The sequence below is a fragment of the Pedobacter sp. PLR genome (genome assembly GCF_026239675.1).
In the GTDB taxonomy this organism is placed as follows: domain Bacteria; phylum Bacteroidota; class Bacteroidia; order Sphingobacteriales; family Sphingobacteriaceae; genus Pedobacter.
This window is the reverse complement of the sequence record NZ_JAPIVQ010000005.1, coordinates 406,411-432,011: the sequence shown is the minus strand read 5'-3', so window position 1 is coordinate 432,011 and position 25,601 is coordinate 406,411. Positions and strand designations below refer to the sequence as shown.

General features: G+C 42.9%; 16 protein-coding genes. 7 read left to right on the top strand and 9 right to left on the bottom strand.

What is annotated here, in order from left to right:
* Window positions 1–172: 172 nt before the first annotated feature.
* A complete protein-coding gene (locus OQX61_RS14795; RefSeq protein WP_265842533.1) occupies window positions 173–1,981 on the top strand; it encodes a response regulator in 1,809 nt (602 codons plus the stop codon).
* Window positions 1,982–2,038: 57 nt separating this feature from the next.
* On the opposite strand, the gene OQX61_RS14790 is transcribed toward OQX61_RS14795, so the two are convergent.
* Window positions 2,039–2,932 (bottom strand): DMT family transporter, encoded by an 894-nt coding sequence (locus tag OQX61_RS14790; RefSeq protein ID WP_265842532.1) that lies wholly within the window; start codon window positions 2,930–2,932, stop codon window positions 2,039–2,041.
* Between the two features lie 96 nt (window positions 2,933–3,028).
* Between OQX61_RS14790 and OQX61_RS14785 the strand changes: the two genes are divergently transcribed.
* The 6 genes from OQX61_RS14785 (at window position 3,029) to katG (ending at window position 12,361) form a co-directional block, all read left to right on the top strand.
* Entirely contained in the window at window positions 3,029–4,444 is a 1,416-nt protein-coding gene (locus OQX61_RS14785; RefSeq protein WP_265842531.1) for a PLP-dependent aminotransferase family protein, read from the top strand.
* 99 nt (window positions 4,445–4,543) lie between these two features.
* Entirely contained in the window at window positions 4,544–5,389 is an 846-nt protein-coding gene (locus tag OQX61_RS14780) for a GLPGLI family protein (protein WP_265842530.1), read from the top strand.
* Complete coding sequence (locus OQX61_RS14775; RefSeq protein ID WP_265842529.1) at window positions 5,386–8,028, top strand: hypothetical protein; 2,643 nt, start codon at window positions 5,386–5,388, stop codon at window positions 8,026–8,028. The genes OQX61_RS14780 and OQX61_RS14775 overlap by 4 nt, the downstream gene beginning before the upstream one ends.
* Window positions 8,029–8,064: 36 nt before the next feature.
* On the top strand, window positions 8,065–8,463 hold the full coding sequence (locus tag OQX61_RS14770; RefSeq protein ID WP_265842528.1) for a BlaI/MecI/CopY family transcriptional regulator: 399 nt from the start codon (window positions 8,065–8,067) through the stop codon (window positions 8,461–8,463).
* Between the two features lie 2 nt (window positions 8,464–8,465).
* Window positions 8,466–9,839, top strand: a complete 1,374-nt coding sequence (locus OQX61_RS14765; RefSeq protein WP_265842527.1) for a M56 family metallopeptidase — start codon at window positions 8,466–8,468, stop codon at window positions 9,837–9,839.
* Between the two features lie 245 nt (window positions 9,840–10,084).
* Window positions 10,085–12,361: a catalase/peroxidase HPI gene (gene katG, locus OQX61_RS14760; protein ID WP_265842526.1), complete on the top strand. Its 2,277-nt coding sequence runs from the start codon at window positions 10,085–10,087 to the stop codon at window positions 12,359–12,361.
* 64 nt (window positions 12,362–12,425) lie between these two features.
* On the opposite strand, the gene OQX61_RS14755 is transcribed toward katG, so the two are convergent.
* The 8 genes from OQX61_RS14755 to OQX61_RS14720 all read right to left on the bottom strand — a co-directional run bounded on the left by OQX61_RS14755 (window position 12,426) and on the right by OQX61_RS14720 (window position 25,596).
* The gene (locus tag OQX61_RS14755; RefSeq protein WP_265842525.1) at window positions 12,426–13,343 is read right to left on the bottom strand and encodes a ketopantoate reductase C-terminal domain-containing protein; all 918 of its coding nucleotides are present in this window, start codon (window positions 13,341–13,343) and stop codon (window positions 12,426–12,428) included.
* A 24-nt stretch (window positions 13,344–13,367) separates the two neighbouring features.
* Window positions 13,368–14,321, bottom strand: a complete 954-nt coding sequence (locus tag OQX61_RS14750; RefSeq protein WP_265842524.1) for a bifunctional helix-turn-helix transcriptional regulator/GNAT family N-acetyltransferase — start codon at window positions 14,319–14,321, stop codon at window positions 13,368–13,370.
* A 134-nt stretch (window positions 14,322–14,455) separates the two neighbouring features.
* Window positions 14,456–15,463: a metallophosphoesterase gene (locus OQX61_RS14745; protein WP_265842523.1), complete on the bottom strand. Its 1,008-nt coding sequence runs from the start codon at window positions 15,461–15,463 to the stop codon at window positions 14,456–14,458.
* Between the two features lie 315 nt (window positions 15,464–15,778).
* On the bottom strand, window positions 15,779–16,810 hold the full coding sequence (locus OQX61_RS14740; protein ID WP_265842522.1) for a S41 family peptidase: 1,032 nt from the start codon (window positions 16,808–16,810) through the stop codon (window positions 15,779–15,781).
* Between the two features lie 129 nt (window positions 16,811–16,939).
* Window positions 16,940–20,323: an endo-alpha-N-acetylgalactosaminidase family protein gene (locus tag OQX61_RS14735; RefSeq protein ID WP_265842521.1), complete on the bottom strand. Its 3,384-nt coding sequence runs from the start codon at window positions 20,321–20,323 to the stop codon at window positions 16,940–16,942.
* Window positions 20,324–20,635: 312 nt separating this feature from the next.
* On the bottom strand, window positions 20,636–22,810 hold the full coding sequence (locus OQX61_RS14730; RefSeq protein WP_322973582.1) for a hypothetical protein: 2,175 nt from the start codon (window positions 22,808–22,810) through the stop codon (window positions 20,636–20,638).
* 13 nt (window positions 22,811–22,823) lie between these two features.
* Window positions 22,824–24,413 (bottom strand): sodium/solute symporter, encoded by a 1,590-nt coding sequence (locus OQX61_RS14725; protein WP_265842520.1) that lies wholly within the window; start codon window positions 24,411–24,413, stop codon window positions 22,824–22,826.
* 97 nt (window positions 24,414–24,510) lie between these two features.
* Window positions 24,511–25,596 carry a Gfo/Idh/MocA family oxidoreductase gene (locus OQX61_RS14720; RefSeq protein WP_265842519.1) on the bottom strand — a complete coding sequence of 362 codons (1,086 nt, stop codon included), beginning with the start codon at window positions 25,594–25,596 and terminating at the stop codon, window positions 24,511–24,513.
* Window positions 25,597–25,601 lie beyond the last annotated feature (5 nt).

Below are 25,601 nucleotides of genomic sequence, written 5' to 3'. Positions count from 1 at the left end.
AATACGATGATGTTATGCGGTTAAGGTTGGGATTACCAGGCGTCAAAAATCCGAAATTTACCGGAATAATGCTACACCGCATTTATCTGGCACTAAACCTTTTTTATCATTTGTATCGAATTTGATTGATAAACTGGAGAAGCCATCGATTTTTGTAACTTTAAGGAATATTATGCTCCATTTATATAGACCCATAGAAAAATTTGTCCATGGAATCGCCTCAGTAGAACCTGATGCTATTGATCAGGCACGTATTAAATTGCTCTTATACATCCTGCTTCTATATCTACCTTATACCGCCATTTTAATCGCTGCCTACTATCTAGGTGGAGAATCGCCTCACCTGATCAGGGTGTCTATAGTTTTTGCCTCTTGCCTGGTCTGGATCTCTGCGATTTATTACCTCAAGGTATGGAGAACGGCTTCGCACATTGTATTATGTAGCCTCACACTGGCGGTTTGGAGCAATATGTTCTATTATGTGCATAATATTAATGTGGAGACGCTACAACTGATTTGGTTTGCCTGTGCACTTAGCTTTTATATGCATGGTTTAAAATGGGGCTGGTTTTACTCGGCAATTAATATCTTACCCGTACTGGCCTTCACGGCCAATGAAAACCAGGACTATTTCTACTTAGGTGCCGGCCCCTATACCGTGAGCCAGCTGACCTATCTTTTTGTCATCTCCTATAATTTCTTATGGATCATCTACCTGCATTACTATTTCTTCAAGGTATTTAACCATAATTTTATCAAGCTGACGACTACAAAAAACGAGCTTAAAGCACTTAATGAAAAGTTAAAGACAACGTTGGAAGATCTTCAAAGGACTTCCAATGCGAGAATGGATTTCTTATCTACCATGTCTCACGAATTACGCACCCCCTTAAATGGCGTGATTGGCATTTCAAATGCCTTATTACTCCAAAACCCCCGTGAAGATCAGACCGAAAATCTTGCGGTACTAAAATTCTCTGCCGAAAACTTATTACTACTCATCAATGATGTGCTTGATTTCAATAAGTTCGAATCTAATAAAGTGGAGTTAGAACATATTCCCTTTGACATGGGCGTTCTGCTGGAAAACAACTATTCGATTATTAAGTTGAAAGCGCGTGAAAAGATGCTGGATCTAAAGCTGGTAGTCCCGGAGGATCTAAAAGGTAAGCTGGTCATGGGTGACCCTACCCGGTTAACCCAGGTCTTGTTAAACCTGCTGAATAATGCCATTAAATTTACCGAACGCGGATCCGTAAGTTTGGGGGTACATACTGAAGACTTAACCGATACTCACATTACCCTGAGCTTTGTGATCATCGATTCGGGGATTGGCATTGCAGCCGACAAACAGCAAAATATTTTTGAACCATTTGTTCAGGCATCCAATAGCACCAACAGAAACTATGGTGGTACCGGACTTGGGCTTCCTATTGTTAAAAGGGTTTTAACCATGTACAATAGTGTCATTAAGATGCAGAGCATGCCAAATGTAGGAACTAGTTTCTCTTTTGAGATTGTATTTCCATACAAGGAGTCCAATCCTGAAAACTCACATCAACTGCATAATAACGGGAAAGAACTGGCTCACCTGAAAATATTAGTCGCCGAAGACAATCCTATTAATGTTCTGGTGATTAAAAAGACATTGGAACAGTGGAATATTAAACCTGTCATCGCTGAAAACGGTAAAATTGCCCTGCAAAAGGTAGTAGAAAATGACTTCGACATCATATTGATGGATCTGTATATGCCGGAAATGGATGGTTATGAGGCAGCGGCAGCGATACGTAAGCTTAGTGATCCGGGTAAATCCAGGATCCCGATTATTGCCCTTACTGCGGATGTGAATAACAGTGTGGCCCTGAAAGTGGAAGAATCTGGAATGAACGATTACCTGCCAAAACCATTTGATCCTAATGATCTTTTTCAAAAACTAAGAAAGCTGAGCCGCGAGAAATCTGCTGTACCCCAGGTATGATCTGAGGTAACCAGGGTGTAATTTTCTTACGGATCAGGAGTTCTAATGTTATTTTGCTTAAGCTTTGGCAAACTTCTTTGTTCCGGCCACACAAAGAATCACACCGGCAGTCACTCCTAACATCCCCATGCTTACCTGTTCATGAAGTAAAGTTGTGGCTAATGCCAGACCAAAAAGCGGTTGCAGCAGTTGTAATTGTCCTACCATTGCGATTCCCCCCTGAGCCAATCCACGATACCAGAATATAAATCCGATAAACATGCTAAACACAGCAACATAAGCCAGACTCCCCCAGGCTGCAGTACTAATTCCTGCAAATGATTCCGGACGCAAAAAGAACATTAAGGGGCCCATCAGCGGTAATGAAAGCAGCAATGCCCAGGAAATGACCTGCCAGCCACCCAATGTTTTGGACAGTTTGGCTCCTTCCGCATAGCCGAGTCCGCATAAAATGATGCCAAGTAGCATCAGCAAATAGCCAATGGGAGCTGCATCCAGACCTTGAGAGGCTGCAAATCCAATGACCAACAGGCTTCCCAAAATGGAGAAAAGCCAAAATACCGGCGCCGGTCGCTCTCCCCCACGGATCACTGCAAATACAGCTGTTGTCAGTGGTAGTATCCCCATAAAAACGATGGAATGTGCAGAACTAACATACTGTAAAGCCATTGCAGACAATAACGGGTAGCCCACCACTACCCCCAATGCCACAATAAATAAAGAAAAAACATCCTTTCGTTCAGGTCGTTTCTCTTTAAAAAACAGCAGCACGGATAGTGCTAGTACTCCTGCAATTGTAGCCCTGGCTACGGTTAAAAATACGGGGTCGAATTCTAAAACGGCTATTCTTTTTGCAGGTAACGAGCCACTGAATATCAGTACGCCAATAGCACCATTGATCCAGCCCTTTGAACTGTTGTCTGTCGGTTTTTTTATACTTATTGCTTCCATAATCATTTATAACTTCAGGACAAATTTGGGTAGAAGCACTCAGCAATTACAGTCTCAGTTTTGTATGTTTGCGTGGACACAGTTACCCTAATTAACATGAGCAAGGTTTTTATATATGATGAGATAGCGAATGGAATTGCTTTGCAGATCAGGAATGGCGTTTTAAAATCCGGCGATAAACTACCTTCTGTCAGGAAGTTATGCCAGGATCACGGTATTAGTATGAATACCGCAAAACGGGTATTTCTGGAACTGGAAGCCCAATCCCTGATTGAATCAAAACCACAGTCTGGATTTTTTGTGAGTAAGCTGCTTTACCAGAAACTGCCACTTTCGGAAGTCAGCCGGCCCTCCCTCCTGGCCAATGATGCGGAGCCTGAGGAATTGATTACTAAGGTCTATGGTAATATGGGAAATGAGGATCTTACCCTGTTCTCCATTGCTGTTCCCTCCGGGAATCTCTTGCCCTTAGCGAAGTTAAAAAAAGAGATTTTGCTGGCCACCAGGGCGCTTAAGGAAGGAGGCACCGCCTACGAACCGCTTCAGGGAAATGTTAAACTGAGGAGAATGATTGCGGTACGGTCCTTATGCTGGGGAGGAAATTTGCAGGAGGAAGACCTGATGACGACCAATGGCGGGATGAATGCCATTTCTCTTTGCCTGATGGCTTTGGGGAAACCAGGGGACACGATCGCCATGGAAAGCCCTTGTTATCCGGGGATTTTACAGCTTGCGGTCAGTCTGGGATTTAAAGTACTGGAATTACCTACGCATCCCATTACCGGGATCGAAATAGACGCGCTAAAGAAAGTCATTCCTAAAATCAATATGTGCCTGTTGGTTCCCAATTACAACACGCCTCTGGGGAGTTGTATGCCTGATGAGCATAAAAAGGAGGTGGTAGAATTGTTATCAAAACACGGTATTCCACTGATTGAAGATGATGTTTATGGTGATCTTTATTTTGGTACGCAACGTCCAAAATGCTGTAAATCTTTCGATACGGAGGGGAATGTTTTATGGTGCGGTTCTGTTTCCAAAACCCTGGCACCGGGCTATCGTGTGGGCTGGGTTGCGCCGGGTAAATACAAAGACCGGTTACTGAAATTAAAACTCGTTCATGCGATAGCTGCTAACACTGTCATTCAGGAAACTGTTGGCAACTTCATCAAAACCGGGAAGTATGAAAAGCACCTGCAGCAACTTCGCCGGACTTTAGGTAGTAATTATCAGCATTATGTAGGGGCCATAGCCGAATACTTTCCGGAAGGAACAAAAATGAGCAGGCCGCAAGGGGGACTCTCCATTTGGGTAGAATTTAATAAAGAACTGGATACGACGAAATTGCATGACCTGGCCATGAAGCAACACATTAGCATTGCTCCCGGGCGCATGTTTACCTTACAAAACCAGTTTGAAAACTGTATGAGGCTCTGCATCGGTTTACCCTGGTCCCCTGACTTACAGTTCAAACTAAGACAAATAGGAAATCTTGCAAAAATGATTCAGTAGAAACAGTGTTCGTCTATATTTTTAGACAAATATTCAGTTTTACTTGTTTGTCTAAAAACATAGACGTAGATTAGGTTTCCAAATTAAACCAATCTTACGATGAAACTATTACTGATTGCTATCTCATTTTGCTGTTTCAACAGCCTTGCTTATGCGCAAAAACCAGATAAGGATATCCTTGATCATGTGAGGATCAGGGCTTATTATCTGCTGGCAAAAAAAACGAGCCCCTCTACCCCTGCCTATCGTAGGGATACCATGGTGCTGGACATCGGAAAACAGGTGTCAAAGTTTTATGACCCCGCACGTCTGGGCAGAGATTCAGCGATGTCCCAGCTGATGAACGGCAAGAGAGAAGATATAAAAAGCTTGCAGGTGTTCAAGGGTGATAAAGGGAAAGACCTCTCCAATCTTCCGGGCATGAGGTCATCTAACGCCATGGAAGGCGAAAGTTATCAGATTTTAAAAGAGAAACAGGGCATTACCGTATTTGATTACCTGAGTGGAGCAGCGGGAGCAAAACTCCAATATGAGGATCCCTTTCCAAAACTCAACTGGGAACTTGTGGAAGGCACAGATACCGTTGCAACGTATGCTTGTCAGAAGGCTTTACTGAAGTTCAGAGGGCGAAATTATACGGCATGGTTTAGCCCGGATATTCCGGTAAATGAGGGGCCATGGAAATTCTCCGGTCTGCCGGGACTGATTCTAAAAATAGAAGATGCTGATCAGCTATTCTCTTTTACTCTGATCGGAATGATCCAGCCAAAATCGGTATTGCCGATTATACTGAGTAAAGCTGACTTTTTAAAATGTTCCAGGGAAGATTTCACACAGCGCCGAAAAAAACAAGGCATGGGGATGCAACTCCATTTTGCCGATGGTGTATTGAGTATAGCCGAATTACCCGGTAAATATGATCCTCTTTTAATGGAGTTAGAATGAGGTGGTATTGCTTTTTATTAATGGTTTGCGCTGGTTCTTTAGCCTATGGGCAGACTAAAATCAGCGGAAGTCTGAAAAATGCAGCAGATGGTAAACCCATTTCCGGATTAAGTGTTACTGTTAAGGCGAAAGCGGGTATTACTATGCTCAACTATACCCTCACAGATGATAAAGGGGCGTATCAGCTGACTTTTAACACCACAGCAGACAGTGTTCTGGTCTCCGTTTCGGGCATGAGTATTCAAAAGCAGGTACGCTCCTACCCTAATCAATCCGGGTTCCTGAATTTTGACCTGGTTTATCAGGGCATTCTACTTAAGGAGCTAAAGGTGACGCCGCCTAAGATCCGCCGGTTAAATGATACATTAAATTATGCGGTGGACCTGTTTACCGGAAAAAACGACCGGACAATTGGCGAGGTTTTGAAGAAAATGCCGGGTATCAAGGTGGCCGACGATGGTTCTGTGAGTTACCGTGATAAGCCCATCAACAAATTTTACATCGAAAACCAGGACTTATTAGAGGGGCGCTACGGCATTGCTACCAACAATATCGCCGCCAAAGATGTGGAAACGGTGCAGGTACTGGAAAACCATCAGCCGATAAAGGCCTTGAAAAACAAGGAATTTACGGATGAGGGTGCCATCAACCTGAAACTTAAAGCTGATGCCAAAAATGTATGGGTGGCCAACGCACAATTAGGCGCCGGTTTAGCACCTGTGCTCTGGAACAATGAGCTTTCCGGAATGTATTTTGGCAAAGGAAAGCAGTTGATGACGACCTATAAAGGAAACAATACCGGTGATGATTCTGGCTGGGAATTGAAGAATTTTTACGGTGGAGACCGCAACCTTGACTTTCCTGTTGCACTGGGGATTCAATCCCCTGCAGAACCTGGATTGAGTAGAAAAAGATACTTATTGAACAGTGATCATGCGTTTTCGCTGAACAAGCTACGCTCCTTTGGGAAAGACTATAAGCTGACTGCGAACTTCAGTTACCTGAACGACCGGCAGAAAAAGGGTAGCTATTCCCGCTATGAAAATTTCCTTCCGGGGGATAGCACATTGGTGATAGAAGAGCGTATGAAGTCCATCACGCGCTTTCATCACCTGGAAACCAGTCTAAAGTTGAATGCCAATACGGCGGCGTTTTACTTTGACAATTCCTTCAATTTTAGCGGTGATTTGCAGCGTAAGGAATATGGTAGTGTAGAAAATGAGCAGTTTATCGCTCAGGGAAGAACGGCTCCTTATTTTAAAATAGGCAATAACCTGAGTATCATCAAAAACTATAAGAAGCTCACTTTTAGGCTCAACTCTTACAATGGTTATGGCAGGATCAATGATGATCTTAACGTCGAACCGATGTTGTACCCCTTGCTGTTTAGTGATCCGGGTTTACTGAGCGGAACAGCGCAGTCCTTAACACAGCAGTTGTTCGTTTCGCAGAACAGCCTTAGCTTCAGGATCAAGCATGGTAAGTTTAGTCAGAATTACCTGGCTAGCGCAAATGCAAGTCTTTTAAAGTTAAGTTCATCGCTGCAAAGTATGCTGGAAAATGGTGGTTTAGGAAAAACGACAGATTCCCTGAGCAACCAGCTGAACTGGAACAGGTACGATTTTGGTTTAGCGCCAGAATACACTTATAAAGACAAAAAAGTAGAGCTGACCCTAAAGCTTCCGCTGAGCTATACCCGCCTATACCGGAATGATTTGATTTTAGACCGTAACATTGCTCAGGAACGGGTGTTCTTTATGCCTTCCTTATCAGCAAATTACAAGCTCAATTTGCTCTGGTCTATCCATGCAAATGCCGGTTATTCCCAAAACATTGATGGTGCGGAAAACGGTTTCACAGGGTATATCATGCAATCGTACCGGTATCTGGTGCAGAATGAGGGGCGATTACCGGAGCGCAGTATGCAAAATTACGGAACGGGTTTCAGGTATGCCCACCCCATTAAAATGCTTTTTGTGAATTTCCACGCTAATTATTACCGCTCCAAAATGAATCTACTGTATAGTCAGGAATTCCAGGGTATCCTGACGCTGAAACGAACGCTGGACATTCCCAATACGGCCAATGGTTTTAGTTTTAGGCTCAATGTTGATCAGGGACTGAATGGTATTTTTCAAAAACTGAGTCTGGATGCCGGGTATAACAATTCGGAAAACACCCGGCTCAACCAGGCAGCGATCACCAGGTTTATCAACCGCACCTTATCCGCAGGTACGCGGATCAATGGAAAACTAGGAGAATGGGCAGATTTCAATTATGGAATTCGTTATGTGGGCAGTAAAAACATTTTGAAAAACGAGGTCAGGGATTTTGCGCCAATCCATTCGGCCACACAATCTGCAGGACTTAACTTCTTTCCCTTAAAAGATTGGGTACTGCGTATGAGCTTTGAAAACGGCTATAACACTGCGGTAACAGGCAGCGGAAGGGCGATGAACTTTGCCGATGCAGGGCTTAAATACCATATTAAAAAGCTGGAATTTAACCTGGAATACAACAATATTTTCAACACCAAACGCTACATCGCTGCTGCGTACAGTGGCATCGGGTCTTATTATTCAAGTTACGACCTCAGGCCGACGCAGGTTTTGTTGAAAGTAAGGTTTAAAATTAAGTAAACGGTTTGATGTCTATAAAAATAGTCCTATATTTAAATGATGAATGGATTGGTAAACGTGCAGCTGACAAAGGCTGAAGAGCAGATCATGCAGGTGTTATGGGAATTGGGCGAAGGCACGGTACAGGATATCCGCGACCGGCTGGAAGAAGTTAAACCTGCCCGTACTACGGTTGCTACGGTATTGACAATTCTGGAAAACAAAGGTTTTGCCAGTCATACCAGCCTGGGAAGAGTTAATATGTACAAACCTTTGATCAGTAAGGAAGGATATTCTAAATCGCAGTTATCGGGTTTGTTAAAGAATTATTTCAACAATTCTTTTTCGGCCATGGCTTCCTTTTTCGCCAGAGAAAACAACTATAGTATTGAGGAGTTAGACCTGATGATCAGGGATACGAAAGAAGAACTGAATAAAGAAAAAAATAATAAGTAATTATGGAAGGTCTGGCGCTGTATCTATTGAAATCTGCCCTGTGTGTTGCCGTATTTTTCGGTGTGTACTGGTGTTTTTTAAAGAACCAGACCTTCTTTCGTTTCAACAGATATTTTTTAATTTCCGGGCTGATCTGCGCTGTTTTCTTACCTTTTTATACGTATACCTATGAGGTTAGATTAGCGGTTTCTGGTATTCCGGATGTTGGTTCTTTAACTGTTCCGGTTGTTTCGCAGGAAAGCTTTTTTGCTGATTATGTTTTGATTGGCTACGCTTTAGTTGCTTGTTTTTTACTGGCACGTCAGGTATCGGGCCTGATTAAAATTAAAAAGGTAGTCGCCAAAGCCGGATACCGTTCCATTAAGGAATGTCGTTTGGTGAATACGTCCGAGTTTAAGTCCTCATTTTCCGTATTTAATTACATCTTTTTTGACACTTCGGAGGAGCTTTCTGATACGGAAAAGAAAATGATTCTGAGGCATGAGCTTGCGCATGTGAAACAACGCCATTGGGCAGATTTGTTGCTGGCGCAGTTGTTTTGCACTTTACAATGGTTCAATCCTCTGGCTTGGTTATACCTTAAGGCCATCCGCCAAAATCATGAGTTTCTAGCTGATGAGGCCGTTTTACAGCAGGGAAATTCTGTGGCTGGTTATCGTGCGGTACTGGTGAACCATTATGTGGGTACACGCGTTTTCGCGATTTCAAGCTCATTTTATCATTATCCGCAGCAGCGGATCAAAATGCTGGCAAGGCCTTCTTCCGGCTGGTTCAATAAAATGGCGGTAGTTATCGTATTACCTGCTATAGCCATTTTTCTATGGGCGTTTTCAGAAGCAAAGGTGGTTTTAAAAGAACCACGTAAAGTAGTTGAATCTGTGGTTACTGCTAAGGAGCGTACAGTGCAGCATACAAATCCGGCTTTCCGGTCAGATTCACTGCGGGTATTTAAACAAAAAACACTCCCTGCTAAAAAGGAAACCACCCTGGCAAAAGAAAACAGGACCCGAACTCAGGTCGCCTTAGAGAAATCCAGTCAGGTAAATTCCAGCGTAGATCCGCAACAAGTGGATCCCCAACAGACAGCTTCCCCTCAGAAAGTTTCCAGCGTAGATTCGCAGGTAGGATTAAATTCCGGCTCTTCGACAGCCGTCCCCCTGCCACCTAAAGAAGCTCAATCCCCTGCTCAGCCTTTATATTTTCTGGATGGTGTGGAACTAACAACCGGTTTTGATCGTATCGATCCAAAGACGATTGCGGCTATTAGTGTGATTAAAAATGAAAAGGCGGTTGCTGCTTACGGAGAAAGAGGCCGAAACGGGGTTATCCTGATCTCTACAAAAAAAGAAAATCAGCGTTTCGCTCCATTGAACTAATCTATATAACCCATCCATAGCGCTCCTATTCCCATCTATTCCGGAAAAGTCTGTTTGGTCAGGAAATTTTCCTGATGATAATAAAAACAATATCCTTCCTGATTCTATTATTTTAATACCACAACAGGTTTTAACCCGCTAACATCTCATGAATTGATAGTGATTATTTCAGTTAATCTCCTATTTTTATATTGCTTTAGGGTTAGCGAGGGACAAGCAAGTATTCAACATATAAAATTTAGAGTATGGAAAAAGAATCAAATGACATCAGTAAATGCCCGTTTCATAATGGTAGCATGAAGCACAATGTAGGCGGTGGCGGTACACGGAACCACGATTGGTGGCCCAACCAGCTAAAGCTTGGCATTCTGCGTCAACACTCCTCTTTATCAAATCCGATGGAGGAAGATTTCAATTATACCGACGCTTTTAACAGCCTTGACTTTGCTGCGCTGAAAGCAGACCTTCATGCGCTCATGACTGACTCGCAGGACTGGTGGCCGGCAGATTTTGGCCACTATGGCGGTTTATTTATCCGTATGGCATGGCACAGTGCTGGAACCTATCGTGTAGGTGATGGTCGTGGTGGCGCCGGTGCTGCTTTGCAACGTTTTGCTCCGCTGAACAGCTGGCCTGATAATGTAAGTCTGGATAAGGCCCGCAGACTATTATGGCCAATTAAACAAAAATATGGGAGCAATATTTCATGGGCGGATCTAATGATCCTGACCGGAAACGTAGCGCTGGAATCCATGGGCTTTAAGACTTTTGGCTATGGCGGTGGTCGTGAGGATTTATGGGAAGCAGATGAGTCCGTTTATTGGGGATCTGAAACCAAATGGCTGGGTGGCGACCTGCGTTATGCGCATGGCTCTCCCGGCGTAGATGAAGTACATGGCGTATTGTCGGCAGACGACGATGCAGATGCCGATATCCATTCCCGTAAGCTGGAAAAACCACTTGCTGCGGTACAAATGGGCCTGATCTATGTGAATCCTGAAGGTCCGGATGGGAATCCTAACCCTGTTGCTTCTGCAAAAGACATTCGTGATACTTTCGGCCGGATGGCCATGGATGATGAAGAAACCGTTGCTTTAATCGCCGGTGGACATAGTTTTGGCAAAACGCATGGTGCTGCTACAACTGACCATGTGGGCAAAGAACCGGAAGCAGTTGATATGGATATGCAGGGCTTCGGCTGGAGCAACAGCTATCGTTCCGGCAAAGGTCCGGATGCCATTACCAGCGGACTGGAAGTCATCTGGACTAAAACGCCAACCCAATGGAGCAATAACTTTTTTGAGAACTTATTTGGCTTTGAATGGCATTTGACGACTAGTCCGGCGGGTGCGCACCAATGGGTAGCCACAGCGGCCGAAGCGATCATCCCGGATGCCTTCGATCCTTCCAAAAAACATTTACCAACGATGCTGACAACCGATCTTGCTTTAAGGTTTGATCCGGTTTATGAGAAAATATCAAGACGATTTTTTGAAAATCCTGATCAGTTTGCAGATGCTTTTGCACGTGCATGGTATAAATTAACACACCGTGATATGGGGCCCCGTGAACGTTATCTGGGCCCGGAAGTACCGCAGGAAGAATTATTATGGCAAGATCCTATTCCAACAGTAGACCATCCGCTGATCAATGAAACTGATGTTGCCACATTGAAAGCAAAAGTTTTGGAATCAGGTTTAAGCATCGCTGAACTGGTTACTACGGCATGGGCTTCCGCTTCTACTTTCCGCGGTTCTGACAAACGTGGTGGTGCTAATGGTGCCCGTATCCGTCTTGTTCCGCAGAAATACTGGGAAGCTAATCAACCGACGCAATTGCAAAAAGTACTGGGTGTTCTGGAAAGAATCCAGAAAGAATTTAATAGTGCAGCGGCTGGCGACAAGAAAGTTTCACTCGCTGATTTAATTGTATTAGCCGGTTGTGCAGCTGTTGAAAAGGCTGCTAAAGACGCTGGAAATGACATCAGGGTTCCTTTTGCTGCTGGTCGTATGGATGCTTCCCAGGAACAGACCGACGTAGAATCATTTGGTTACCTGGAGCCTGTTGCAGATGGTTTCCGTAATTACCGGAATTCAAAAATCCCGGTTTCAACCGAAGAATTGCTGATTGATAAGGCGAATTTACTGACACTTACCGTTCCGGAATTAACCGTATTAGTTGGTGGTCTGCGGGTATTGAACGCTACTTTTGAAGGCTCTAAAAATGGTGTTTTCACTGCGAAACCAGGTCAGCTGACCAACGATTTCTTCATCAACTTACTAGATATGGGCACCGTATGGAAAGCCGTATCCGAAGACAAAGAAATTTTTGAAGGTAGCGACCGTAGCAGCGGGGCAGTAAAATGGACGGGTAGCCGTGCAGACCTTGTTTTTGGTTCTAATTCAGAATTAAGGGCTGTTGCTGAAGTTTATGGCAGCACCAATGCGCAGGGCAAATTTGTAAAAGATTTTGTAGCCGCCTGGAATAAAGTGATGAACCTGGATAGGTTCGATTTAGTATAAATATAATATGATCTAAGGTCCGTTGTTTCCATCCCTTTCAGGAGGAATAACGGACCTTAGTTTTTTACGCTCTTGATAATTCTGACTTAATCTTTGTCAGTTCCCCCAATAAGGCGGTCACAGGAACATGGTTTTTACCTCCCGCAGCTTTAGCGACCGCAAAATTCAGTGTTTCTATCTCCGTCTCCCGCTTATTCAAGATATCTTGATATGTTGATATTTTCTGCCCGTCAGACATTTTGCTGATTGCAAGAACATTTTGCAACACTTCATCTATGGTTAATTGAATTCCACTTTCTTTAGCAACGGCTACACATTCGCTGATCACTGTTTTTGCCATTTCCAGCGCAGCATCATTTCTTTGAAATACACCGTTATCCGTTTCCAATAGCGGACAAATGGAATTAAATACACAATTGCTGATCACCTTTTTCCAGATGATCTTTTGAATATCCGCTTCAGCATGAAAAGAAAACATCGCAGTGTTCAGTTCCTGTACAATATGGCTTAGGACTTCATCCGATCCTTTGATAATCCCAACCGGCGAAGAGGCAACAAGCCTGAACCTTACTTTGCTATCGTTGATGGACTGACTGGTTGCCATTAACACACACCTGTAGAGCTCCCTAAAACCCAACCCGATAAAGCTATTTTCGATGTGCAGACCATTTTGCAGGAAAACTATTGGTGATTGCTGTGCTTTTAATTTCAGTTTTTCGGCCAGCGCTTCATTTCCAAAAGATTTATTGGTCAGTAAGATGATACCATCTAGCTTTTCATGGTTACTTAATGTACTGATGAGCACATCAGCAGCCAATAGCTGATCCCCGATTTCTACCTGTATGTGTTCGGTATAAATTGGTTGTTCATCTATGCTCCCACGGATAATCGTCACCTTTCTCCCCTTGATCGTTAACGCGACAGCTAAAGCCTTTGCGATGACACCATTGCCGATGATATATAACTCTTTTGAATAGTTCATTAGATTTTCTTACTATTCGATATATTAGTTTAGCTCTAGCTCCATTTGGATATTACAGCGCTCGTAAGGTGTGGACCTGCCGATCACTTTCTTAAATCCTAATTTCTGATAAAGATTAATTGCGGGTTTTAAAGCCGTATTACTTTCGAGGTAAATCTTAGCGGCGCCAAGCTCTTTTGCTGCATTTACAACCGCCTGCCCTAATAACCAGCCGATACTTTTACCCTGTATTTTTGGCGAAACCGCCATTTTTGCCAGCTCATAATCGTAATCAGGATCGTCCATTTTAATCAGTGAGCAAACCCCTACCGGTTCATTGTTGTAAAGCGCGACAAATATTTCCCCTCCTTTGTCCAGAATATATGCTTTAGGATTATCTAAAGCCTTATAATCCGCTTCTTCCATTTTAAAATAAGTAGAGATCCATTCCTCATTGAGGGCTCTGAAGGCCGACTGGTATTTGTCTTCATAAGCCACAATCTGCACGTCCTTACTTTCCCGCAGTTTCTTCTGTTCCTGCACCCGTCTGAACAATGATTTTTGTTCCAGCAAAAATTCCCATTCAGCTATCGCTTCCCAAAGGTTGTGTCTGGCTTCTGAAATAATGCTGTCGATAGCAACATCCACATCCGAACATTGTACTTTGATCTGTCCGGAAATCTCGATTCCTTTTATCGTTAGTCCGACTACATTCCGTCGTTTATCCGGAGAATCCCGGTTTTCCTGAACCAATCCTGCCGCCGTCATTTCCTGAATGATCTTGCTCACGGATGGTTGTGAATGTCCAATTTCATTGGCGATTTCGGTAATGGTCTTTTCTCCATCTTCCGAAAGGACAAAAAATGCAGGGAACCATTTCGGGGAAAACTCTACATTGTATAATTCATAAATCCGCGCTGCGTCTTCAGTGACCTTTGCAGTCAGTAATCTTAAGCGGCTACCCAAAGCCATCTTGCCTGTTTTCTCGAATAGTTCCATACACAAAGTCAATTACATAATCAGTTATGCAAATATATGTAATATCTGATAACTAACCAAAAGGCCGTATCAAATGGTTTTAATACGGCCCTTTATTCAGTACGGAATCCGGGAAATCCAGAATCAGATTCCGGTTAAGATTTACTCAATGTTGTCTCGTAAATTACTGTTCCGGTATGGTTGACAATCTGCGCATTCAGTCTGGTCTTATCAATTGAAAAATACATAAAACCATGTTCTGCGGCTTCAAACTTGCTGTATCCTACTCCTGGGGTAACAGGCGTAACTTCAGAACCGGCACCGGATATGAACTGATGTGTGAACCCCTCTGGTTTTAAATGTTGTAAGGAATGATCATGCCCGGATAAATAAACATCCACCTTATTGCGTTCAAAAATATCTTTAAGCCCTTTCCTCACGGCAAGTGTATCGTAATTTTTGATCCTTGGTCCGACGGTGTATATTGGATGATGGCCGATCACCATTTTCCATTTGATATCCGGTCCTGCTTTTTTCAGGGTATCATCAATCCAGGCGAGTTGTTTGTCTGGTTGCTGGTCATCTACATAGGGTGCGTATTTTGGATTGTTGTGAAACTCTGGTATCAATGGACAGGTGTCAATGAAAATCATCAATACTTTATCACCCTTGCTCCCCAGATCAACTTCTTTCGAATAGTAGCGCGCAGGCATTTTCCATCTTCTGCTCACTTTGCTATAGCGAACCTGTGCATCAGGATCACTCTGGTAATCGTGATTGCCTAATATAGGGTACCAATCGTCCTGCAAGGAGAAATCAGTGTAGATGTTTTCAAATGAATAATGCCATAGAGGATCCTGCTCACTAACCACCCCCTTCGGATAGAAGTTATCACCCAGAGCAAGGATAAAATCATTCGGACGTTCTGTGGTCCATTTTCCCATTTGTCTAGCCACATGAATCTGGTGATCAGCACCGGTCCGGCCCCAATCTCCGATGGCCACAAAATGCAATGGATAATCGTCTTTTAAGGCATTTGCAGGAGAAAGGTCTTCGCCTTCCAGATGCGTTTCAGAATTGGAGGCTATAGACTGTAAGGGGGCCAGTAAAGTAGCTCCCAATGCCGTAAAAGCCGTGCTTTTCACAAAATCTCTTCGTTTCATATGCTGGTTAAATTCTTTTATTTGAGGTTCTTTATTTGATGAACAGCTTCTTTAAGCTTTATTAAACCCCCGGGGATCAAACCCTTTAAGTATGCTTAGAAAGTTATTATTCGTTTGGGGCGAAAATACTCAGTTTAACAGGCATGGAGTTTAACTCAGGATTAACTCTTTATTACCCTTCTCCCCGGGATATGAGCACCTAGCACATGAAAGAAGAATATTAGGTGTCTCTTTGGTTTAAACAAAAAAAAGCTCCTGCATCAATATGCAAGAGCTCATTTCTTAAAGCAAGAGTCTTATGTAAGCTATTCTGTTTTATCTACCTATGTTTTTCAGCCATAAAACGGCCTTTTTAATTTTCTCATCATCCTTTAACTTTTCGAAATTATCACCATCCGGTACTAATACGTCAGGCCTTAGATTCTTTGGATAAATCTGCCCATTTCTATCCGAAGCATAATCTACCGCCAGGTTCAGTCCGGAATATCCATTTAGTTCAAAGCCAAGATTAGAGGTGGTGTAACCAGCAGAATTTTCTCCAATCCGGATGGAATTTTTCCTGCCGATAGTCGTGATTGCAGTCATTTCTCCCGAACTTGCAGTATAGCCACTAATTAAGACTGCTATAGGAAGGTCTTTTTTAATGGGATACCCTTCGTATTTCACAGGGGATACCTGGATGGAATCGACATAGAATACGCCCTCTTTAATGATCCAATTACCATCTGGCTGATGATCTGAGGTCATAAATCCGCCAACTTTCCCTTCTCCTAAAAACTCTGTTAAACCTGCAATCATGGGATACATATTTCCCCCGGTGTTTACACGTAAATCAATGATCCAACCTTTAATATGCTTATTGTGGATTTTTGCAATGGCTTGTTTAATGCTTCTGCTAATACTATCCATGTGCTGACTCCTGAAATCACTGTTTCCAGGGATCAGAATATAACCAATGTCTTTGCCAATTCTTTCAGAACGAACATTGGTATATTTTTTCGTCGCAGCTTTTATAAGGTTATTTACATTAGGTTGTTCCTTACCAGTCCATCCATAGGTTTTTTGTTTAAATTTTAAGCTGCCATGGTGATCATCAATCTGTTCGAAAATGTAGGTATACACCGGAAGAATGTCTTCATAAGTCCTTGCTCCAGCTGTCTTTTTGTAAACATCTTTCCTGAGCTCCTTCCAATCCACTTTACTACTATTTAACGCATTTTTTTCTATAATAACGAGGCTGCTGTCTAAGTACTTTTTGACACTATCTACCATCTGAACGGAATTATTCTGGCCATTAGACGCAAAGGAATAAGCAGATAGTAAGACTATGATTAAATATTTGTTCATACGGTGGTTTATCAAAGTATAAATCTACTAAAAACAGCAGCTAATTAGACACTCCTATCATTAACTCGCTGAAAGACCAACTTTTTAAAAGTTTTCACCCCCCATCTACCCTTCTTGCGACATTCAATACTATTTATCCAGACTTCCATCTAAACTAAAATTATCGATGATCAGAATACCATTTCCTTTTTTGGTGGTGGAGATATAGTAATCATCCGATTTGCCAGTCGTAAATGCTCCGGAGAACACCGAATTTCCTTCCAGAGGAACATTAATCAGCTCTTTATTGTCCTTTTTGGAACGAACGACAAGGCGAAATATCCCCTTTTCTGTAGATTTATAATCAAACTTAATTTTATAGGTATTGTTGGGTTTGAAACGAATCATTGAAGTGGAAGTACGATAAACTTCTCCATTTCCTTCCTGCCATGTTTTCAGGGAGAAATTACCATCAATTGTATCTTCAGTATAACCATCATGACGCTCCGACAAATGGGTTTTATATAAGCTTGGCTTGCTCGCAATGAATGGTCCCCAACCCTCATCTACATCCTCAAAATCTTCGAAATAAGCATGCTCAGTTTTCTTTTGAGTACCCATTTTAACGATCCTCACATCATCAAATTGTACAGAGGATCCTTCCCCGCCTTTGAAAAACATATTCGCAAGGGAACTCCCTCCCTCGTAAACAAACGGGATTTTGATCCTTTGGAAATTTGTCTTGTACCTGTCGGTGTTGTCGGTGAAGTTAGTCACGGTACTTTCTGTGATGGAATAAGATTCATCCCCGATGGAAAGCACAGCCTTCCCTGCACCTTCGACCTTAACCCACACCGATAAGGTATAAGCTGTACCCTTTTCAAGTTTCAAAACCTGACTCACATTTGCTGTACCTGCCATTTGTAAAACGTCCTGTCCATAATTCGTTTTCGAGATCTGTACGTCTTTACCCTTGATGTTCCAGCCAGATAATCCGCCATCAAAGCCAGGATTCGAGATCAAGCCACCGGCACCCCAGGTCATTTTTGCGTTACCGGAAATCTTTTTCTGATAAAGCACATACCCTTGTTTCGGCTCAGCAGTTATCGTAATCTCCCGCTGTGCAGTTATTGGTAAATCAGCCAGCCATTCGTTTCCTTGCGCAGTCAGTTTGTATAAACTTACCGTTCCTGTAGATTTCCAGCTTTCCGGAAGTGTCCAGCTAGATGAGCCTCCCTTAGTATTGTAGTGGTAAATTTTGTCTTTGCTAACCGGATTCCATGGAATAAACAGGTTATCACCATCCTTGATCAAATGACCATTTTGACTGATTTTATGGATACCATTGATCGATTCTGAAACTACATTTCCTTCAAATGATGCTTTGGTATCGTTAATGTTTTTCAGGGCATGATACATCAGAAAGCGGTAAGGAAGTTGCTTCGTAAAGAAATTATGCAATACCTGATTGAAGTCTCTTCCTTTTTGCCAGCCCATAAAACCAATTTCTGCTCCACGGGAATAACCTCCCATTAGTAAAGGATGCTCAGCATAGCCATCACGGAATTTATGTTGAACAAAGCGGGAGATCAGACTTTTCGACTCCGGTGGATAATGTGTCCATATAGCTTCTCTATAGAATATTTCCGGATCTTCTGTCCATATCGGCCATCCGTTTTTATTGAAATGCTTCGATGTAAAATTTGCGATAGAACGGTGTTCACGGTAAGTGTCAATGTAAACAAAAGCCAGATTGGGTAAATCTGTTTTCATTTGATCAATCCTTTGGGCAAAAGTACCCCGCTTAATGTCTACCTCCTTATTGATCAGGTAAGCCTGGTCCAGCCATGCCCAACCGGGAATGTCCGTGATGATTTCAGCATCATAAGCCTTTGCTTCCGGGTAAGCTTCACTATGGTTAATATGAACGCCAATATGGGCATTATAAAGCTTCGACTTCTCTGTTAAATACTGTAAATCCGCGAGCCCACCAGCGCGACGGTTATAGTTGCCGGCATAATCCGGGTGACCGCTATCATGGCCTTCCGACTGGTATCCTTTCAATTCCAGCATTTGTCCGAAACCATCCGTTGCCAGGCTAAACTTTTTGATATTATCCAGTTGACGCATAAAGGGATATTGCCCGCCACTGGCAAAATTCATCGTGATGGTAGCATATGAATTTCTGATTAAATCAGCGCCATAAGGTTCAGGATAGGCCTGAGCTAACACATAGGCTGCATCCTGCCAATCCACGATCTGGTTACCGTTGCTGTCTTTTGAAAAGATAATTTTCATTTCCGGCAAAGGAAGCAGCTCATTATTGATCCCTCTGTAAATCCATTCATTACTATACAGCGAGGTAAAAAACTCCTTTCCAACCTTTGCCGTACGATACAATATTTGTCTGGCGTTGTAAGTCGAATTGTTGTCTACAGTAGCCGCAATTTTATCATTATTCAGGATTGCAATTGCCGCATAACCCGCTGTTGTATCCGCTGAACGGTTGGCCAGTGGCATAAACTCGTCACTGTGCACATTATTCGCTATCGATAGCATCGCTTTTGCGTCCTTATTATTCATGGAAACCAGGTCATGATTTGGAAAAGCTATCGTTTTCACCTTGGTGTTTCCCCGCTCTTCTATTCTGGTTACTTTCATTTCCAGGGTCATATTTCGGAGCGTAAATTCTGTCCTTATCCCTACATTTATTTCCGGGATTTCCGATTGATAAACTACTTTATCCGGACTCCCGACAACCTTTGTCTTAGCTGCGTATGTTTTTCCGTTGATCACAAACCCATTGGAGACTTTTTTCGCTCCCGGTAACAGGATATTACCTTCTTTGATTCGATATTGATATACAGCAGGGTAATCTTTAGAAAAAATAACCTCCATTTTATCAGAGCCCAGTTTTATGGAAGAAGTTTTTGCTATTTTCTCTGTCTGGCTGATTACCGGAGTAATTTCCACATTACTGATTTCTACTTCTGCACCATCGTGTGCTCTAAAGCCGACATAACCGGGTTGGTTGCCCATCAAAGAAGCTGTAGTACGGGTAATCTGCTCTCCATCGAGGTAAATGGCGACGCTTTTATCTACGTACTCTATACGAACGTGTCGCTTATAATTTTTATAAAACTTAGAAATCTCAACCGCTATTTCCTTTTTTTTACCAGGCGTACCTGCATACCAATGCGAGTTTGTTAAAATATCTGAGGTTAAATCACAGCCCACATAAGTCCAGTCCCCCTTGTTCTGGTATCTGCTGATCACACCAAATTTTGAGTCCGAATTCTTTGGCAACACATCAAACTCTATCGCCATGTTATACATTTTCGGTAAATTCTCCTTGAAAATCAGCAGTGATTCTTTTCCTTTTCCAGCCTTAAGTAAAAAAGCATCGCCTTTTTTACTTAAGGCTGCATAGTTAAGGGATAAGGTGTCATTTTTAGAGGTCTGAGCGTTTAGAGCTGCTATTGGAATAAGAAAAAAGCTGAGTAGGGAAATGGCTTTCAGTGGACTAAAGGTCATAGTTTATTTCTGGTTTACTTTTGGTTTGGTTGGTTGTCTAACTAATATTACGCTACCCCTAAAGTTTAAAAGAAAAATCATCAGGATGATTTCACACAACCGTTTGCATAAATTGAGGGCCAAATCTAAACGAGTCTTTTCCGTATATCAACCACTTAATCATTTTTGCCGGAAAAAACTAATCATTTAATAAAATGAAGGCCTTTAATTAAAACACCTTCATTCTCAAAGACAACAAGATAGAATATTTCTACACAAACGTTTGATTCCATCTGTTTTAATGGTGTTTAAGGGAAAATGCACAGCCCGAACTTACTTAGCGTAACTCACGGTATATTCCCTACCCTTTTCTATCTTAACCTCATAAGTCCTTTTTCCGACTTCTATGACCTCTCCACCTTTTACAGTTGGCTTAACGGTACTCTTAAACCTCAATACCCCTGTGCCCTCATCAGATTTCAGCCTGATTTCTTTTTTACTACAATACAGGTTGATCGTGCCGGAAGGTGTAGGAACCTTACCTTCCATCCATTCCAAGCCACCTAAAGTGGGTTCTACTACATAGGTTTCATACCCCGGTAAAACCGGCTTTATGCCCAGATAATACTTACCCAACAGGTAAATCGGACTGGCACCCCAGGCATGGCATAAACTTTTACCAAAGGGACGGCCATACATCGCATAGTGTTCCGCGCCGGTTTTATCCGGATTATATTCTTCCCAGAAAGAGGTAGCGCCTAAATCCAGCATTCCACCCCAGTAGTCCTTCATTTGCTTCAACACGTAGGATTGCTCGCCCATCGCACAAAGCGCTTCCAGTTCATAAAAACGCATGTATGGCGTCGTAATCTTATTGATTTTATCATTCATTAATACCTGCTGTTTCACCCCTTGTTTTTGTGATGGGGTGAAATAATCGAAGAAAATACCGAACATATTGGCATAACGTGTTACATTTTCGGTAGGTTTTCCATTCACCCGGCTGTGTACCAATGCCTGCTTTTTCTCATCCCAATACAGTTTAAATATCTTTGCCTTCAGGTCGGCGGCAAGCTTTCTGTAATTCGCCGCAGCTTCGGTATCTTTTGTCATATCTGCACAAAGCGCCATCGTTTCCAGACTCCTGCAAAACAACAGCTGCTCAAAACTAACTTCGCCATCCTTGCTCAGTTTATCTGCCCAATCGATAAAAATCCAGTCGCCTGGCATCCATTCCAGTAAACCATCTTTATTTCTGCGGTTCAAGACATAATCCATCAGACTTTTCATCCTCGGATAAATATCCTGTACAAATTTCTGATCGCCGGAATATTGATAGTAATCGTAGATCCCAAGGAACCAGTAGAAAGAATAATCCATGATGGTATTGATGTGCGCCGTTACCGGATCTTTACCCCTTTGCGCCAGCAGGGTCCTTTTCACGATCGGCGACTCATTGAAAGAGTAATAGTTCATCAGGTAACTTTGGTAAGCATCCCCCGACCATACCCATCGGTCCCGCTTAATCCCATCAATGAAAAACTCACGGGTATTCAAATGAAAGGTGTATTTCGAGGTCTCATAAATCTTATTGACCTGTTCATCTGAACATTGGAAGCTGCCCTTTTCCGTAACCGGGGCATATTCATACAGCATCGATACCCCATCCAGACTTACGTCACCTTCCGGCTGACAATTCACATAGCGGAAAGCTTTAGACAGTTCAATAACAGAGTCTCTTTTACTTTTAAGGTCGATTTCTAACAAATCCAGCGTTTCAGAATGACTCGCAGATAAGGCTTCTTCTTTAGATTCTCCGTAATAAATATGGAGTTTCCCTGTACCCTTTAGGCCCTGTAATTTCAGGAAACCAAAGGTTTCCTTACCAAAATCAACCAGAATACCTTTGTCCACTTTAGTAGTTTTTACCGCATCCATTGGTTTGGTGGACAGTTTAAACTGCGATGGTGGCAACAATGGGTCGCTTAAATCCCAGGAACCTGCAGCAACAAAGGTCGTTCCCGACTTCTCCGAAGCCTTTCCACTCTGGTCTATCCATTCCTTATCTTCAAAAGTACTTAACCAGCTTTCATCAGAAACAATCGTTTTTCCTTGTACGAGTATCGCTGGCACCCTATCCTGTCCGTATACTTTTAAACTTAACTTATGCTTACCTGCCGGAACAGTAATCTTTTTCGGATAGCCGGAAAATGCCTGACCGTCCAGCTTCACATTATACTGTCCTTCAACATACAGGTTTACTTCTTCGGGCTTTGCCAGATTAAACTCTTTATGAAACTCTACCAATACATAATGGCTGTCCATTTTCCAGAATGGCGGAAGGAAGGCTCCTCTTTCGGTTCTGCGGTTTTGCATTTTATTGGACACCCAGATGTCCAGATCGCCGGGATACCAGATCCAGGAAGCTTTTGGAGCTTGCTGAGCAGCGACATCCGTGTAAACTATCATCAGCAGCAAAAAGAAGGAAGTAATCAGTCGTAATTTCATAGTATCGAATCAATTAATGTCCGTTAAAAAAGAGGTATAAAGCAATCATGACCACTGCAAGCGCGGCCCAGGTGTACCAGACGCGTTTTGTTGGTTTTTCAATGGCATTTTTATCGAGCTCATTCATTTCATAAATCGTCGGATTCCTGTCGAGCAGGGAGATCAGCACCGCAATGATCATTAGTCCTGCAAAAATCAGGAAGGAAAGCATCAGGTAATGTGGCCAGAAAGGGTATTTATCCGATGGCAATATCCACAGGTAGGTGATTCCTGTCCCCAGACTTAAAGCAGAACCTACAGAAAGCGTAAAGTTTACGGCTTTTCGGGTGGTCCTTTTCCAAAAGACGGTCAGCAGGAATACCACCGATAATGGTGGTGCAATAAATCCAAGCACAGATTGAAAAACATCGAACAGGTTTAGTCCCTTGATGTTATCAATAGCGAGCACTACGATTACTGCCAGAATACATCCTGCAATAACGGAAATCCTGCCCATCCTGATGATCTGTTTATTTGTTGCCCCGGGATTGATCTTCTTCACATAAACATCCATCGTAAACACCGTGCTCAATGAATTTAAAGAAGAACCGATGGTACCTACCAATACGGCGATCAGGACCACAATCACCAATCCGTTCATTCCGGGAGGGAATAAGCTGGTGACCATCGTCATGTAAGCCTCGTTTGGATCCTTTAAATCCGGAAATAACACATAACAGAGGATACCCGTGATGATAAATAAGGGTAGCGACAGGATCTTTAGCCAGGCGATAAAACTCACCCCAAGTTGTCCCTGTTCCAGGTTTTTAGAACCCAGTACAGATTGCACCATGGCTTGATCTGTACAAAAGAAAGCGATTGCAGCTACCGGATAGCCGAGTAAAATGGCATACCAGGGGTATTTAGGATCAGTTGCCGGTTGGATCAGGTTCCAGTAATGTGCCGGCGTTTTATTGTATAGGGCTTCAATTCCCCCCACTTTATGCAAGCCTAAAATAGTCAAGGCCAAGGAGACCGCAATCAGTAGTATCATTTGAAACACGTTGACTTTAGCAATGGCTTTTAACCCTCCAAAAAAGGTGAATAAACCCGCAAAGGCGACCAGTACTGTGACCGATTGCCACATTGGAATGCCCAAAATCTGGCGGACCAGGAAGCCTCCGGCGAAAAGTCCGAGCGACAACCAGGAGATCAGTATTTTGATTAAGGCGTACCAGGCCAGGATATTTTGTGTAGAATCGCCATACCTTTTACCCATAAACTCAGGCATGGTACTTACCCTGGCCGCGAGGTATTTGGGGGCAAAAACTATAGCCAGCAGAAACAGGAAGACAAAAGCATACCAGTCAAAATTAACCGCCACTATTCCTGTGCTATAGCCGATACTGGCAAAAGCCAGGAGCATCGAGGGGCCTACATTTGTGCCCCACATGTTAAAGCCAACGCTGGCCCAGCCTAAAGATTTATTGGCGAGGAAAAGGGTTTCATCTTCTTTTTTCTCTTTGGAGAAGCTAGCCCGATATCCGATAATCATTAGAATAACCAGATAGGCGATCACAATGATGTAATCCAGGCTGGTTAAGCGTTCTACAATATTTCCCATTTAATAATTTGGTTTGGCTGATTGGTTTTGGTGATTGATTATGGCTTAGCAGATTGGTTGCCCTGATTGATTTTGCTCATTGGTTTCTTTGATGGATTTACAACCCGAGCTCAGCTCTTAAGAGCTCGTATTCGTTCAGTATATCGTTGATTTTAACAGGAAGACCAGTTTGCAAAGCCCTGTCCATCGCCTGTAACAAAGCAATTGTGCCTATTCCTTCTTTCAAATCAGGGTAAGCTACCGTATCGTTTTCAATGCTTTCGGCGAAATACTCCAGGTAGTTCTGGTATTCTCCGGCATGGTGGCTTTGTCCTTCAAAACGGAAGAAATGTTTCATTTTCGCATCTCCCCAGGTGATCAGTTTTTCTTCGCCGGTATTGGTGGTTACCGCATAACGCAACTCATGGTAATCTGCCTGACTAGCCCCCTCCGTGCCTCTTAACACACAGCTCATTTCACTTTCGCGGTAAGCTGGCTGAATCGGACCGGTATAAGCACCGCTCACACGGGCTATCCGGCCATCAGTTGATTTGAAAATAAAGTGCATCGTGTCTTCATTTTTTAAACCCGCCTTTTTGCCGTTAGCGCTGATCATCCCATAGCCCATCACTTCTTCAATTTCCGGCAAATACCACCTGATGAAATCAACAGGATGGCTTAAGCCACCATAAAGCCATTTAAAAGAAGGTTCTAAAGCCCATTTCTTCTCTAAAAACCATCGGTGATCCGCATTGTAATGGCATTCCACAGTCATTAATTCGCCGATAATACCCTCAGTATAATCGGCTCTTTGTCGCTTGTAAGGTTCAAAGAACCGGGAACTCTGGCCAACAAACACTTTTTTACCGCTTTGTCTGGAAACCTCAAGGAGCTCCTTAGCCCGCCCCAAATCATCAATGAATGGTTTTGTGCAAACGACATGTTTTCCGTGTAACAGCGCTGCTTTTACGTGGTCTGCGTGTAGATGATCGGGTGTATATATCGCAATTACGTCGATACTGGCATCATCCAGCATTTCCTGATAGCTGGTGGTATAGTGTGGAAAGTCAAATTCTTTTGCCCGTTGCCTGCAGACTTCTTCGTTGGCATCGCAAATTTTAACCAGTTCATAGTGATTACTCGCAAGGGCGGCAGACATGGTACTACGACCTTCTCCCAATCCTAATATTCCTAATTTTAACATAGTTG